This is a genomic window from Streptomyces sp. NPDC059832 (genome assembly GCF_042731715.1).
GTDB lineage: Bacteria > Actinomycetota > Actinomycetes > Streptomycetales > Streptomycetaceae > Streptomyces.
The window spans coordinates 26541-41102 of the sequence record NZ_JBHWIY010000048.1 but is presented as its reverse complement, the minus strand read 5'-3'; the positions used below and the strand labels follow the sequence as shown (position 1 = coordinate 41102).

Annotated in this window: 9 protein-coding genes; 2 read left to right on the top strand and 7 right to left on the bottom strand. The window is 71.5% G+C overall.

The window, feature by feature from the left end; all coding sequences use genetic code 11:
• The first annotated feature begins 234 nt into the window (after positions 1-234).
• Together ACFV8T_RS41180 and glpK are read left to right on the top strand one after the other, a co-directional pair.
• On the top strand, positions 235-1080 hold the full coding sequence (locus ACFV8T_RS41180) for an MIP/aquaporin family protein (RefSeq protein ID WP_385337873.1): 846 nt from the start codon (positions 235-237) through the stop codon (positions 1078-1080).
• Between the two features lie 46 nt (positions 1081-1126).
• Positions 1127-2644, top strand: coding sequence for a glycerol kinase GlpK (gene glpK, locus ACFV8T_RS41175; protein WP_385337870.1), 1518 nt, complete (start codon positions 1127-1129; stop codon positions 2642-2644).
• 60 nt (positions 2645-2704) lie between these two features.
• Here the strand turns inward: glpK and ACFV8T_RS41170 are convergent, their stop codons facing one another.
• Genes ACFV8T_RS41170 through ACFV8T_RS41140 form a run of 7 tightly spaced genes read right to left on the bottom strand, consistent with a single transcriptional unit; the run spans position 2705 to position 14290 of the window.
• Positions 2705-4978 carry a M20/M25/M40 family metallo-hydrolase gene (locus tag ACFV8T_RS41170; RefSeq protein ID WP_385337867.1) on the bottom strand — a complete coding sequence of 758 codons (2274 nt, stop codon included), beginning with the start codon at positions 4976-4978 and terminating at the stop codon, positions 2705-2707.
• Positions 4975-6729, bottom strand: a complete 1755-nt coding sequence (locus ACFV8T_RS41165; protein WP_385337864.1) for an AMP-binding protein — start codon at positions 6727-6729, stop codon at positions 4975-4977. Before ACFV8T_RS41165 ends, ACFV8T_RS41170 begins: the two co-directional genes overlap by 4 nt.
• On the bottom strand, positions 6726-10037 hold the full coding sequence (locus ACFV8T_RS41160; RefSeq protein ID WP_385337861.1) for an amino acid adenylation domain-containing protein: 3312 nt from the start codon (positions 10035-10037) through the stop codon (positions 6726-6728). Before ACFV8T_RS41160 ends, ACFV8T_RS41165 begins: the two co-directional genes overlap by 4 nt.
• A complete protein-coding gene (locus ACFV8T_RS41155; protein ID WP_385337859.1) occupies positions 10034-10849 on the bottom strand; it encodes a class I SAM-dependent methyltransferase in 816 nt (271 codons plus the stop codon). The genes ACFV8T_RS41160 and ACFV8T_RS41155 overlap by 4 nt, the downstream gene beginning before the upstream one ends.
• 11 nt (positions 10850-10860) lie before the next feature.
• Positions 10861-11934 (bottom strand): ornithine cyclodeaminase family protein, encoded by a 1074-nt coding sequence (locus ACFV8T_RS41150; protein ID WP_385337856.1) that lies wholly within the window; start codon positions 11932-11934, stop codon positions 10861-10863.
• Positions 11935-11993: 59 nt separating this feature from the next.
• Positions 11994-13220, bottom strand: a complete 1227-nt coding sequence (locus ACFV8T_RS41145) for an MFS transporter (RefSeq protein ID WP_385337853.1) — start codon at positions 13218-13220, stop codon at positions 11994-11996.
• A gap of 2 nt (positions 13221-13222) precedes the next feature.
• Positions 13223-14290, bottom strand: coding sequence for a pyridoxal-phosphate dependent enzyme (locus ACFV8T_RS41140; RefSeq protein ID WP_385337852.1), 1068 nt, complete (start codon positions 14288-14290; stop codon positions 13223-13225).
• Positions 14291-14562: the final 272 nt, after the last annotated feature.

The following is a 14562-nucleotide window of genomic DNA, read 5'->3' as shown; positions in this document are numbered from 1 at the left end:
CGACATCTCGAAGTGTGAAGAACGGCCGCCTCCGCTGTCCCGGAAAGAACCGCAGATCAGTAGGCCGAGTGACCTGCGACGTTAAACGCCAAGCTGAGACCGCGCCGGGCTCCGGCTCCGGCGGGTGCGGAAACGGCGTGTCCGCCACCGAGTGCGGAACCAATTTCCGCCATTTACGCTCAGATGTGGATCTATGCCGCCAGGAGTCGTTGATCGACAGAAAGCGAGACCCCTATGGAGCGGCTCAAGAAGTCCGGAATCGTCGGGGAACTCTCGGCGGAGTTTCTCGGCACGATGATTCTGATCCTCTTCGGCTGCGGTGTCGTGGCCCAGGTCGTGGCTGGCGGTGCGCTCACCGATCCGGCGGGTGGCCTCGGAAATCACGACAGCATCGCCTGGGCTTGGGGTCTCGGAGTCACTCTGGGCGTCTATGTGGCGGCCAGACTGAGCGGAGCCCATCTCAATCCGGCGGTGACTCTCTCGCTCGCCACCTTCAAGGACTTCCCCTGGAAGAAGGTGGCGCCCTACTCCCTCGCGCAGCTCGCGGGGGCGTTCGTCGCGGCGCTGCTGGTGCGCTGGAACTACACGGAGGCGCTGGCGAAGGCGGACCCCGGGCACACGATCAAGACGCAGATCGTGTTCTCCACCCTGCCCGCCAACGGAAACCCCGCGCTTCCGGTCCACGAATGGGGGGCGTTCCGGGACCAGGTCATCGGCACCGCCATCCTCGTACTGCTGATCTTCGCGGTCACGGATCTCCTCAGCACCCCGCCGGGCTCCAACCTCGGTCCCTTCATCGTGGGACTCATCGTGGTGGCCATCGGCATGGCCTTCGGGACCAATGCCGGGTACGCGATCAATCCGGCCCGTGACCTCGGCCCCCGTCTCGCGAGCTTCCTGACCGGCTACGGAGGGGCGTGGCGCGATCAGTACGGGAACTTCTACTTCTGGGTGCCGATCGTGGGACCGCTCGTCGGCGGCCCGCTGGGAGCCTTCGTCTACAAGATCTTCATCAGCCGCTTCCTGCCCACGGCCGAACCGGAGCCGGAGGGCAGCATCCCGCTACCGCCGGAGAAGTGACGCCCGGTTCCATCACCGGGCCCGGACTCAGGAGAGGCAGCATGCCATGGCGGACTTCATCGGCGCAGTGGACCAAGGCACCACCAGCAGCCGCTTCATGATCTTCGATCACGGCGGGAACGAAGTGGCCAGACACCAGTTGGAGCACGAGCAGATCCTGCCCCGGTCGGGCTGGGTGGAGCACGATCCGGTGGAGATCTGGGAGCGCACCAACTCGGTGATGCAGACCGCTCTGCGCACCGGTGGTCTGAGCGCCACCGATCTCGCCGCCATCGGGATCACCAACCAGCGCGAGACGACCGTCGTCTGGGACCCCCGCACCGGCCGTCCGTACTGCAACGCCATCGTGTGGCAGGACACCCGCACCGACTCGATCGCCAAGGCACTGGAGAACGAGGGGCACGGCGAGGTCATCAGGCGCAAGTCGGGGCTCCCTTTGGCCACTTACTTCTCCGGCGGGAAGATCAAGTGGATCCTCGACAATGTCGACGGGGTCCGCGCCGCCGCGGAGCAGGGGCACGCGGTGTTCGGGAACACGGACTGCTGGGTGCTGTGGAACCTCACCGGCGGACCCGACGGCGGTATCCACGCCACGGATGTGACCAACGCCAGCCGGACGATGCTGATGAATCTGGAGACGCTCGACTGGGACGACGAGCTGCTGGACATCTTCGGCATCCCCCGGGCGATGCTCCCGGCCATCCGGCCCTCCTCCGACGCGGAGGCGTACGGCCGCACGCGCACGTCCCGGCCGCTGCGCGCCGCGATCCCGATCACCGGGGTGCTCGGCGACCAGCAGGCGGCGACGGTGGGACAGGTGTGCTTCGAGCCGGGCGAGGCGAAGAACACGTACGGCACCGGCAACTTCCTCGTGCTCAACACCGGAACGGAACCGATCCGGTCGAAGCACGGCCTGCTCACCACCGTCGCCTACCGATTCGGGCAGAGTCCGCCGGTCTACGCCCTGGAGGGCTCCATCGCGGTCACCGGGTCCGCGGTGCAGTGGCTGCGGGACCAGATGAAGATCATCACGAGCGCGAGCGAGAGCGAACACCTCGCCCGGACCGTCGAGGACAACGGCGGGATGTACTTCGTGCCGGCCTTCTCGGGTCTCTTCGCACCGTACTGGCGCTCGGACGCCCGGGGCGCCATCGTCGGCCTGGCCCGCTACAACACCAACGGCCATCTGGCGAGGGCCACTCTGGAGGCCATCTGCTACCAGAGCCGGGATGTGGTGGAGGCGATGGAACAGGACTCCGGCGTCCACCTCGACGTGCTCAAGGTCGACGGCGGGGTCACGGCCAACGACCTCTGCATGCAGATCCAGGCGGATGTGCTCGGCGTCCCCGTCAGCCGCCCGGTCGTCGCCGAGACGACCGCGCTCGGTGCCGCCTACGCGGCCGGGCTGGCCACCGGATTCTGGCAGGACCAGGGCGAGTTGCGAGAACACTGGCAGGAGTCGAAGCGCTGGGAGCCGCAGTGGAGCGAGGACCGGCGGGCGGAGGGGTACGCGAACTGGAAGCGGGCCGTGGAACGCACCCTGGACTGGGTCAGCGTGGGATGACGGTCCGACGCACCGCGCGGGCGCGCATGCCGGGGCACGCCCGCGCGGTGCGTCAGGGGCTCAGGCGTCGGTACGCAGCCCGGCCAGGAGTTGGTAGACGGTCTCGGTGCCCTGCCGCAGTGCTTCGACGCCGATGTGTTCGTCGGTGCCGTGCATGCGCTTGAGCATGTCCCGGTTCACGGTGAACGGATACATGCCGTACACGGGTACGTTCTGTTCCCGGAACGGCACCGCGCTGGTGACCGCCTCGAACTGGCAGGCGGTGGCCCGTACTCCGGGGTGGGTCCGGCGTACGGCGCTCTGCCAGGCGCGGAAGACGTCCGTGTCGTAGTCGGAGTCGGGCGTGGCCAGATAGCCGCGCAGCCGGTCCAGGGCCTGTTGCTCGGTCTCACCGGGGTTGCCGACGACACTCAGCGTCGCCCGGTTGCCGATCAGCGAGCGCAGTTCGGCGACGATGCGTCCGGGGTCCTCGGCCCCCGGCAGGAAGGCGGCCCGGAACTCCGCGGTCGCCGTGCCCGGCACGATGCTCGGGTAGTAGCCGGACCGGGCGGCCGTGAAGGCGAGCGTGGTCCGCAGCATCGCGTTGTGCAGCTCCGGGGTCCCGCTGAGCCGCACCACCGCTTCCCCCGCTCTGTCCCGCTGCCGGTCCGTGCGGGCGCCGAGCATCTCCCGGAGAGCCTGGGCGAAGGGCTGGTCGGTGGTGGCCTCGGCCAGTTCGGCGAAGTACCGCCGGGACAGTGCGTTCGGACGGATGTGGGCACGCCACTGCCCGAGCTGGTCGAGCACCTCGCCCAGCCGGATCACCGCCTGTCCGCTGAACGGCTTGGACGTGTGGGTGGCGTACGAGGCCGTCTCCAGGCGCAGCAGCAGGGAGCGCTTGTCGTTGCAGGTGAGCGAGGCGATCATGGGCGTGGTGCCGTCGCGCTGGTCGAGTACCCAGCCGCCCTCGGTGATGACCGCACCCGCCGTCACCTTGCCGGGATGTTCCGTGAGGAACCAGCGCACGCCGTAGGGGCCCTGTTCCTCGTCGCAGTCGGACCAGAAGACGATGTCGCGGTCGAAGGCCGCTCCCTCGCGGACATGGCGCAGCAGAGCGGCGACGAAGGCGGCGTTGACGCCCTTCATGTCCAGCGAGCCGCGGCCGTACAGCTTGCCGTCCCTGATCTCGCCGGCGAAGGGGTCCGTCTCCCAGGTGTCGCCGATGGCGGGCACCACGTCGGAGTGGCCGAGCAGGACCAGGGGCTTCTTCGTGGCCGGTCCGCTGCCGGGGACGCGGGCGAAGAAGTGGACGTTGCCGTCCTTCGGAGTGGGCACGATCTCGGTGCCGACCCCGGCGGCCCGGAAGATGCCCTGGAGCATCCGGGCGAGCGGCAGGGTGACCGCACCGTCGCCGGGGTTGCTGGTGTTCTGGCGGATCATGGCGACGGCGAGGCCCACGGGGTCGGTGGGATCGCCGTCGAAGGGGACGCTGCCCGTCCCCGTCGCCGCGTCGGCCCGCGCTGCGGGTGCCGACGAGGCCACCGCGCCGAGGCCCAGCACCGTGGACGCGACGGCCGTCGCCCCGGCACCGAGCACGGAGCGCCGTGACGGCCGGGTTCCGGGGAGTCCGTCGAGGCAGGCGGAGATGACCGCGGCCGGGTTCTCCTGGTGGGCGTAGTGGCCGCCCTCGACGGACATCAGGGTGCAGTCGCCCCCGGTCCACTCGGCCCAGCGGCGCACGGTGACCTCGGGCACGTGCGGGTCCTCGGTGGCCCACACCGCGCGCAGCTCGACCTGCGGAACGGCTCCGCGGCGGCCGTCGTACCCGGCGGCCAGCCGCAGATCGGCGATGACGGGAGGCAGCAGCACCTCCTCGAACTCGGGGTCCGCCAGCAGCTCCGGGTCGGTCAGTCCGGTCCCGGCGACGAAGGCACGGGCGTCCTCGACGGTCACTTCCTCGCCACGGCCGTGGAAGTCGCCGGGGCACTGCCCGGCCACGGCGCACAGCCGTGCGACGGGCACCCCCGAGTCGAGCAGCCGGCGGCAGGTCTCGTACGCCAGCAGGGCGCCGAGGCTGACTCCGATCAGCACCAGCCGCCGCCCGCCCCGCAGTTCACGGATCCCGGCCGCCGTCGCCTCGGCGTAGGCGGCCATGTCGATGACGGGCTCCTCGTCGACGCGGGTGCCGCGGCCCGGCGGTGCGACGAAGGCAAGGGTCGTGTCCTCGGGAAGCCGGCCGCGCCAGCTCGCGAACGTGGAACCGTGGGCGCCGGTGGGTGCGAAGCAGACGGCGAGGGTGCCGGTGGCGGCGCCCTGCGGCTGCTCGCCCGGCACGGTCAGCCATGGGACGTTCATATCTGCTCCTCCTGCTGGATGTCGCGGCACAGGGCGGCGATCGCGGTGACGGTCGGTGCGCCGAGGATGCGGCGCAGCGGCACCCGGCGGCCCGCCGTCGTCGCCAGCCGGTTGGCGAGCCGTACGGCGAGCAGGGAATGGCCTCCGGCGTCGAAGAAGTTCTGGTCCGCCGACGCGGGCGGGGCGCCGAGCAGTTCCTGCCAGAGCGCGGCGACGGCGGTCTCGGTGGCGTCGGACGGGGTGAATCCGGCCGCCTGTTCCTGCCCGATGCCTGCCACGAGTGTGCGCAGGGCGGTGCGGTCCAGCTTGCCGTTGGTGCTGCGCGGGAGCTGTGGGACCTGCTGGATGCGGGCGGGCAGCATGTAGTCGGGCAGCCGGTCGCGCAGATGGGCGCGCAGTGCGGCGGCGCCGGTCTCCTCGTCGGCGGTGACACAGGCGACGATGCGTGTCTCGCCGTCCTCGCTCTCCGCGTAGGCTCCCGCGTCGGTGACGTCCGGTGCCTTGCGCAGGGTGGCCTCGATCTCCTCCAGCTCGACGCGATAGCCGCGCACCTTGATCTGATTGTCGGCGCGGCCGGTGATCTCCATCACGGAGTTTGGGAGTTGGCGGCCCCGGTCACCGGTGCGGTAGTGCCGGACCCCGGCGTCGTCGGTGGTGAAGCGGTCCTCGTCGTCGCCGCCGACATAGCCGAGGGCCAGTGGCGTTCCGGAGATCCACACCTCGCCGCCCACACCGCTCGGCAGCCGTCGGCCGAGCCGGTCGCGGACCGAGAGCGAGGCGCCCGCCACGGGGCTGCCGACGGGGACGCGTTCGGCGTCGGCGGGAAGTCGGGCGGTGTCGTACGCGGCGACGTTGGAGGCGGTCTCGGTCATGCCGTACAGGTTGAGCAGGGTGGCGTCGGGCCAGACCTCGCGGAAGCGCAGGACGGTGTCCACGGGCAGGGTGTCGGCGCCGCTGGTGACCAGGACCGGCCGGTGCCCGCCGGGGCGACCGGCGCTCTCCTCCAGCAGTCCGGCGATGAGCTGCGGGGTCAGGAAGAGATGGGTGATCCGTTCCTGCTCGACGGCGGCGGCGAAGAGTGCCGGATCGAGGAGTTCGTCGGTGGCGAGCACGACGGACGGGACGCCCTTGAGCAGTCCGCCCAGCAGCTCCCAGGGCGAGGCGACCAGTGCCAGGGACTTCTGGACGGCGAGCACCGCGTTCTCCGGGAACGGGTGGTCCTGCCACATCCACTCCAGCCGGCCCCGGACCGAACGGCGGCTGATGCGTACGCCCTTGGGGTTTCCGGTCGTCCCCGAGGTGTAGACGATGTGGAACAGGGCGTCCTCGTCGGGCTCCTGCTCGGGGGCCTGGTGCAGCGGGCCCTCGGTGAGGGGCGCCAGGGTGACGCGCGGCGCGTCCAGGGTGGGGAACTGGTCGAGTCCCGGCTCGGCCAGCACGCAGTGCGGTCCGGTCTCCTCCACCATCCGGCGCTGCCGTCGCACGGGTATCGCGGGGTCCAGCCCGAGGTAGGCGGCGCCGGTCTTCAGTACGGCGAGGACTCCGGCGACGGCGGCGGGGCCGCGCTGGGCGGCGAGTGCCACCAGCGAGCCGGGACCGATGCCCTTGGCGGTGAGCCGGGCGGCCAGCCGGCCGCTCCATTCGTCGAGTTCGCGGTAGGTGACGGTGGTGCCGGTGTGGCGCAGGGCGACGGCCCGGGGGTGGGCCGCCACCTGCTCGGCGAAGCGTTCCAGCAGGGTCGGCGTGTTCATCGGTGATCGTCTCCGGGCAGCAGATCGAGGGAACGAACGGTGGTGTGCTCGGCGCGCTCCGGGTCGGTGAGGGCCCGCAGCGCGATCAGTGTGGATTCCAGTACGTTGCGGGCGGCCGGTGCGTCGAGCAGCTCCTGCTGGTAGGCGTACTGGAGCAGCAGGCCGCCGGGGCCGTGCGGCTGTACGTACAGGGCGCAGTCGTACTTGGTGTAGCCGGTGTCCAGTTCGACGAAGCGGAACCGGACGTCCGACGCGGTGGTGGCGCGCGCCGGGTAGGGCAGCATGTTGAGCATGGTCTGGAAGACCGGGGTCGCCGATGAGCTCCGCGAGGCGGCCGGAAGCCGCCGCAGTGTCCAGCCGAAGGGGTGCTCGGCGGCGGCGTAGGCGTCGTACACCGTCTCCCTCACCTGTGCGGTGAACTCCGCGAGGGTGGCGGCCGGGTCGATGTCCAGGCGCAGTGGCAGCATGGCGAGCATGAAGGCGGGCACGTCGGCGGTCTCCGGCCGCTCCCGCCCCGCCATCGGGGCGCCGATGATCACGTCGTCGGCGTCGCTGTAGTAGCTCAGGGCCAGTGCGTAGGCGGCCAGCAGCGGTACGAAGGCGGTGGCGGAGGCGGCCAGCGCGGTGTCGCGCAGCCGCCGGGAGAGTTGCTCGTCGATGACCGCCTCGGTGATCTCGCCCCGGTAGGCGGGTGTGGCGGGCCGCGGTTTCTGGGCGATCCGGAGTGCCGGGAGGTCGCCCGCGAGGCGGCGCAGCCAGTACTCCCCCGCCTCGGCCACCTCCTCGCCGGCCAGCCGCTCCGCCAAGTGGTCGAGATAGCGGTCGTAGCGGGTGGCACGTTCGGGGTCGGGCCCGGCGGGGCGTTGTTCGTAGAGTTCGGCCAGCCGCTGGAACAGCACGGTCGCTCCCCAGCCGTCGAGGAGCAGTTCGTGCATGGTGACCAGGAGTCGGTGCTGTCCGCCGGGCAGTCGGAACAGCCCGGTCCGCAGGGCCGGTTCGGTGAGGAGGTCGAAGGGCCTGGCCGCCTCCTCGGCGGCCACCGTGCGGAATGCCTCCGCGGTGATGTCCCGGGCGCTCGCGGGCAGCGGCACCTCCCAGTGCGGGTAGTGGTGCACCACCTCGTGCCCCGCTTCCCGCCCGTCCGCCTCGTCGGTCTCGGCGAACCGGGCGAGGAGCAGGGGATTCTCGGCGAGCAGCAGTTGCCAGGCCCGTGCCAGCCGTGCCACGTCGAGGGGCCCGTCGAGTTCCAGGGAGCCCTGGTAGCTGTAGTAGGGGCTGAGCGGGTCGAGCCGCCAGTGGAAGTAGACCCCGGCCTGCTGCGGGGTGAGCGGCCGGGTGCGGGGCGCGTCGTCCCGTGCCGTCGCCGTGCGGGCAGCGGTCGTGGGCCGCCGGTCGTGGCCGAGCGCGGCGAGCGCGGCGGGGCTGCCGTCGCGCAGCACGTCACGCAGACCGGCCGCCGATCCGGTCTCGCGCAGGGCGGCGACCAGCCGCATGGCGAGCAGCGAGTCGCCGCCCAGTTCCAGGAACCTGTCGTTCCTGCCGACCCGTCCGGTGCCGAGGAGCCCGGCGACGACCGCCGCGACGGCGGTCTCCGCCTCGCCCCGCGGTGGGGTGTACGGGCGGGTGTCGGGGCGGCTGCGGCGCGGTGGTGCGGGCAGGGCCTTGTAGTCCGTCTTGCCGTTGCGGGTGAGTGGGAGCCGGGGCAGGACGACGAAGGTGTGCGGCACCATGGGGGCGGGAAGCCGGTCGCTCAGATGGGCGCGCAGCGATGCCTCCGCCGGCTCGTCGCCGGAGGCGGTGACGTAGGCGACGAGCCGGGGCGGCTGCCCGGCCGCCGGGGTGTGGGCGCTCTCCCGGACGACCAGGGCTCCGCTGTCGTCGGGGGTGTGGACGATGACGGCGCAGGCGGCGATTCCGGGGTGGCCGCCGAGTACCGCCTCGATCTCGGCGAGCTCCATGCGTACGCCGCCGACCTTCACCTGCCGGTCCACCCGGCCCAGGTACTCCAGTTGGCCGTCCGGCAGTACGCGTACGGCGTCCCCGGTGCGGTAGAGGCGTCCGCCGTCGGCGCCGAAGGGGTCGGTGAAGAAGGCGAGCGCGGTGCGCTCCGGGTCACCGAGGTACCCGCGTCCCACGACGAGTCCCCCGACGAACAGCTCCCCCGTCTCCCCGTGCGCACAGGCGTGCCACTGCCCGTTCTCCTCGCGCAGTACGTACAGTTCGGCGTTGCCGATGGGCGAGCCGATCGGCAGATGGCGTATTCCGGCGGCCGGAGGGCCGAGTTCGGCATGGGTGACGTCGTCCGAGCACTCGGTGGGGCCGTACGCGTTGAGCAGCCGGATCCCCGGCAGGGTGTCGTGCCACCGCCGGGCCAGCGCCGGTGGCAGTTCCTCGCCGGTGGCGATCATCCAGCGCAGCGCGCCGGGCCGGATTCCCGCGGTCTCCTGGGCGTCGAGCAGGAAGCGGATCAGTGTGGGCACGGTCTCCAGCACCGTGGTTCCGCGTCCGCGCAGCTCCTCCAGCAGCAGGGCGCCGTCCTGTGCCTGCTCGTCGGCGAAGATCTGTACCCGGCCGCCGACGAGCAACGGGGCGAGCATCTGCCAGACGGAGATGTCGAAGCTCAGCGGTGCGGTCTGGGCCAGCCGGTCGTCCGCGGTCAGCCCGAGGTCGTCGATCTTGGCCCGGAGGTGGTTGAGCATCCCCCGGTGCTCGACGATCGCGGCCTTGGGACGGCCGGTCGACCCCGAGGTGTAGAGGACGTAGCGCACCTCGTCGGGGGCCGGCGGCAGGGTCCGGGTGTACGGAGGCTCCGCCGGCCGCGGTGTCGTGGTGGGTACGCCGGCCGCACCGGCGCCCTTGACCAGCTCCCCGCTGTCCGCCGGCGCGCCGGTGGTCAGCATCAGTGCCGCGCCGCTGTCGGTGAGCAGGGTTTCGACGCGGGCGGCGGGCCAGCTCGCGTCGACCGGCAGGTAGACGGCGCCGAGCAGCTCCAGGGCGAGGAAGGCCACGACGACGTCGGCGCCGCGCCGGCCGCCGACCGCGACGATCTGCCCGTCCCGGATCCCGGCAGCCGCCAGCTGCGCCGCGGTGCGACGCATCAGGTCGGCCAGCCGGCCGTATCCGAGGGAGACGTCGCCGTCCTCGATCGCGGTCCGGTCGGGGTCCGCGGCCGCGAACCGCTCGACGTGGGCGTGGACGGCTTCGTCCAGCTCGTACGGTTCATGGCGGGTGAGTGCCGCGGCGACGGCGCTCTCCCGCGCCCCTTCGGCCAGCGGGAGCCGCGGGTAGTGCTCGGGCAGGCCGATCACCGGGCCGTCCGCTTCTCGGCGACGACCAGCAGGTACTCGGCGGGCACGCCCGTGCCGCGTTCGTCCGTGGTGTGGAACCCCTTGGTCATCTCGACCATTTCCGCCCGCAGTTCCTTCCATCGCGAGGGCGGCGAGATGGTGTTCCTCGCCGCGATGCAGGGGCCGAAGCAGTTCTCGAAGAAGGTCACCAGGTCCTCGGCCGCGCCGAACGGGTAGAAGAGTTCCCGTCGTTCGGAGGTGATCGTGAATTCGGGACCGAGGAGTTCGGCGAGGTAGTCCGGTGAGCCCCACAGCATGGGCTGTCCCTGATGCCCGTTGGGCGAGGGGAAGTAGGCGGAGAGGATCTCCTGGAAGTGCGCGGTCCAGCTGCGTGCCGTCCAGTTGCACATGCCGATCCGGCCGCCCGGCCGCAGCACCCGGGAGATCTCCCCGCCCGACGCGGCGTGGTCGGGCGCGAACTGGATTCCGTAGGTGGAGGTCACCAGGTCGAACGAGGCGTCGGCGAAGGGGAGTTCCTGGGCGTCACCGCGGCGCAGTTCCACCTTGACACCGGCCTGTGCGAACCGTTCGCGTGCGTCGGGGAAGAACTCGTCGGTCAGGTCGAGTCCGGTGACGAGGCAGCCGCGCAGGGCGGACAGCAGCGCGACGTTGCCGTTGCCGGTGGCGACGTCGAGATGGGCGGTGTCCGGCGCGGGGGCGAGCCGGTCGACCAGCTCGACGGCGCCCGGCCGCAGCAGATCGGCGACGTGCCGGTACTCGCCGTACGACCACATGGTGCGGTTGATCTCCTGGATGTTCTGATCGATCGTCATGCGGATCCCCCTCAGAGCGTGAGCCGGGCGCCGAGACCGGCGGCTTCGGCGCGGGCGTGGATGCGGTCCGCCACGGCGACGTCGAGGATCGACATCCCGAACGGGTTGCTGATCACGATCTCGTCCTGGTCGCGGCGGCCCGGGTGCCGCCCGGCGAGCACATCGCCGAGCGTGCCGTCGACGCGGCGGGCCTCCGGCCGGGCGGTCACTCCTTGCCGCGGGGTGCCGTCGGGGCCGAGCAGGGTGCCCGCCCGGTGCATCCGGCCGAGCAGCCGTCGCGGGTCGTCACGGACCAGGCTCCAGTCGTCGACGATCACCGTGCCGGCCGAGAGCACGGCCGCCTCGGTGAGGTCGTCCAGCGAGACATGGCAGACCAGCGCGCCGGGCCGCAGCCAGTCCGGTTCGATGTATCCCTGGGTCACCGTGGTGACGGGCACGACGAGTTCGGCGTCCCGCACCGCCTCGCGCGGCCCGTCGGCCACCACCGTCTCGATGTCCGCCGCACCGGGCAGCGAGGCGATGTGGTGGGCGACGGACTTCGCGCGGTCGGGCGCCACGTCGTACAGCGTGATGCGGCGCAGGGTGGGGACGGTGCGCAGCAGCAGCGCGCTGTGCGCCTGCGCGAGGGCGCCGCAGCCGAGGAGTGCCAGCCCGCGCGGTTCTGCCACCGCCAGATGGCGCACCGCGAGCGCGGTCACCGCAGCGGTGCGCATCGCGCTGATGTAGGCGGCCTCCATCAGGGCGAGGGGCCGGGCGGTCTCCGGGTCGAGGAGCAGGGTGAAGCCCTGGGAGCGGGGGATGCCGCGCCCCGGGTTGCCGATCGAGGCGTTGATGGTCTTCATGCCGACGACCGGCGGCCGCCCCTCCTGGGCGAGGGCGCCGGGCATGGCCAGCAGCCTGGCCGAGTCGCCCTGCGGGGTGGTCCAGCCGAGATAGGCCTCCTCGGGAAGGACGGACTGTCCGGCGGAGTGCAGCCTGAGCGCCTCGGCCACCGCCGCCACGATGTCCACGTCGCGGGCGGCCTCGATGACGTCCGCGCGGGTCAGATAGCGGAAGTGGCTGTCGGGGTATTGCTCGAAGTCCATGACGGGCGGGGCTCCTTGGAGAGTGGGTCGGTTGTGGTGGGGACGGTGCGAGGGCGGGTTCAGTCGCCGGTGGCCTGCGCTGCGCGGAGCATCGCGAAGGGGACGAGCGCGCCGAGCAGCAGTACGCAGGCGAGCGCGATCCAGCCGGCCGTGCCGAGGGCGAGGACGACGCCGGTCATCAGCACCGGGCCCGCGACCCGGTTGGCCACCGTGCGGCTGGTGTTGAACAGCACCAGATAGGCGCTGCGCGCCTCTTCCGGTGCCAGGTCGAAGGAGAGGGTCCACGAGGCACCGACCTGGAGCAGTTCGGCGAACGTCAGAAGGACGACGGCCGCGCCGAGCACCAGCAGCGCCTCCCGGGCCCCGAAGCCGGGCGCGGCGGCGAAGGCCAGGGCGCCCCCGCTCAGCAGCAGTGCCGCGGCCGCGTACGAGAACCATGCCCGGCGGGTGGTGCTGTAGCAGCGGTTGAGCGGGTACTGGAGAGCGATGCACAGCACGGTGTTGACGGCGTACAGGATGCCGACATAGCGCTCCGGCACGTCCGTCTCGGTGACCAGCCAGAGCGGGAAGGCCACATTGAGCACCGGCATCCAGAGCGACACCAGCGCGTTGTACGCGGTGAAGCCCAGCAGTCGGCGGTCCTTGAGCAGATCCGCCACCCGGGCGCTCCCCACGGCCGTCACGGCTTCCTCGCGCCGCGCGGTGGCGTACACCGCGGCCACCGCCACATAGGCGAGTGCGCCACCGATCAGCAGTGGCCGGAAGGCTCCCGGCGCGCCGGAACCCAGGGCGACTCCGGCGATCAGCCCGCCCAGGCTGATGCCGAGGTTGACGACGGTGCGCTGCACGGCCATGACCTTCGCGCGCAGGCTCTCCGGGGCGCGTGCCCCGACGTACGACTGGACCAGTGGGGGTGAGGACTGCTCGGTGACGGCGATGACCGCGACCACGAGGAGAAAGCTCCACCAGCCGTCCACCCAGAGGTAGCCGACGGTGGCCAGTGCGCGCAGCAGCATCACACCGATCAGCACCGGCTTCGGCCCGAACCGTCCGGCCAGCCGGGCAATGGGCACGGCGGTGGCGATGGCGACGGCCCCGCCGATGGTCAGGCCGGTACCGACGGACGAGGTGCTGAGATGGGCGACCTTGACGAAGTAGATGGTCGAGACGGCGAGGAAGAGGCCCGTTCCGGTCCATTCGATCAGCGTGGCGCCCTGCACCAGCGGCAGGAACTGCCGGGGGCCGGGGCGCGTCCGCTGCCGGTCAAGGGTGGTGCTGGTGCCCATGTTCAGTGCTCCTGGTGCTTCCGGTCGAAGAAGAGTCCTTCGCTGCGCAGTCGTGCCACGGCGGAGGTGATCTCCTTGGCTACACCCTGTTCGGTCGCCCAGTCGTCGGAGTAGAGGGTGTCGCGGTACTTGGCGCCGCCGTCCGCGGCCAGGCAGACCACGAGGCGGCCGTCCGGCACGGCCTCTTCCTGGTCGCTCAGCATCGCTCGCACGGCGCAACCGCTGGAGCCGCCGAGTGCGAGCCCGACGTCCTCGGCGATGATCCGGCAGACGGCTATCGCCTCGATGTCGTCGACGTGCACCGCGCGGTCGTAGCTGTGAGGTGCCCTCAGGAAGACGGACGGCCGGCTCGCTCCGATGCCCGGGACCAGACGTCGTCCGGCGCTGCCCGAGACGGCCAGTGAGCCGCGTACGTCCACGGCGACCGCGGCGACGTCGGGCCGGTGCTCGCGCAGGTGGGCGCCGATGCCCGCCAGCGTGCCGCCGGTGGAGACCGGTACGTACACCGCGGCGAGATCCGGTCCCGCCTGCTCGGTGAGTTCGGGACCGGTGACGCGCCGGTGGATGTCGGGCGCGGCCCAGTTCTCGTACTGGTCGGGCCAGCGGTATCCGGGGTTGTCCGCGCACAGCTCGCGCACCCGGCGCAGCCGGCTCAGCAGGTAGCCGCCCAGACCGTCGGGTTCGTCGACGACGATCACCCGGGCTCCGCTGTCGGCGAGCCTGCGGCGGGTGGCGTGCGGGGTCTTGAGGTCGACCACGGCGAGGAAGTCGCAGCCGACCGTCGGCAGCAGCCGGGCCAGGGCGAGGCCCAGGTTGCCCGAGGTGGATTCCACCACCACCGTTCCCGGGGTGAGCGGCCGTTCATCGTGCAGCGCCCGCAGCAGTCCGACGGCGCTGCGGTCCTTCACCGATCCGGTGGGGCCGTGTTCTTCGAGCTTCAGTCCCAGACGCCGCACCCGACCCCGGTGGGCGACGTCCAGGCGGAGTAAGGGAGTTGTACGGAGGGCCCGTGCCAGGACGGGTTTGACACGCGACACTGCTTCTCCCTGTGCGATGCGTCGTTTGACCATGGCGTGGATCGACCGGCCGGCCCAGCTGCGCGCTCTCAGACCTTAGGCAAATGGGCCCTGGTGCCACCATGTCCCTGTCGCACGGCACGGGTCGGTGTTGGCCGGAACAGCGCTTGACGCCTCCTCCTGCCTGTCCGCCGGACGCTGCCGGAGCCGGTGAAGGTGCGGAAACAGCCCGGTGTTCCGGTGGGCTCGGGCGAGCGGGGAGAAACGAATTGGCCGGTTCGATGCCGGTCCGCCCGTACTGCCCGGCCGTCACCGGGCGGGCTCGA

Bases quoted from the DNA above. Each gene is read 5' to 3' on its own strand.
- ACFV8T_RS41165 (WP_385337864.1), bottom strand. From the start codon at position 6,729: ATGAACACGCCGACCCTGCTGGAACGCTTCGCCGAGCAGGTGGCGGCC.
- ACFV8T_RS41150 (WP_385337856.1), bottom strand. From the start codon at position 11,934: ATGGACTTCGAGCAATACCCCGACAGCCACTTCCGCTATCTGACCCGC.
- ACFV8T_RS41180 (WP_385337873.1), top strand. From the start codon at position 235: ATGGAGCGGCTCAAGAAGTCCGGAATCGTCGGGGAACTCTCGGCGGAG.
- ACFV8T_RS41140 (WP_385337852.1), bottom strand. From the start codon at position 14,290: ATGGTCAAACGACGCATCGCACAGGGAGAAGCAGTGTCGCGTGTCAAA.
- glpK (WP_385337870.1), top strand. From the start codon at position 1,127: ATGGCGGACTTCATCGGCGCAGTGGACCAAGGCACCACCAGCAGCCGC.
- ACFV8T_RS41145 (WP_385337853.1), bottom strand. From the start codon at position 13,220: ATGGGCACCAGCACCACCCTTGACCGGCAGCGGACGCGCCCCGGCCCC.
- ACFV8T_RS41170 (WP_385337867.1), bottom strand. From the start codon at position 4,978: ATGAACGTCCCATGGCTGACCGTGCCGGGCGAGCAGCCGCAGGGCGCC.
- ACFV8T_RS41155 (WP_385337859.1), bottom strand. From the start codon at position 10,849: ATGACGATCGATCAGAACATCCAGGAGATCAACCGCACCATGTGGTCG.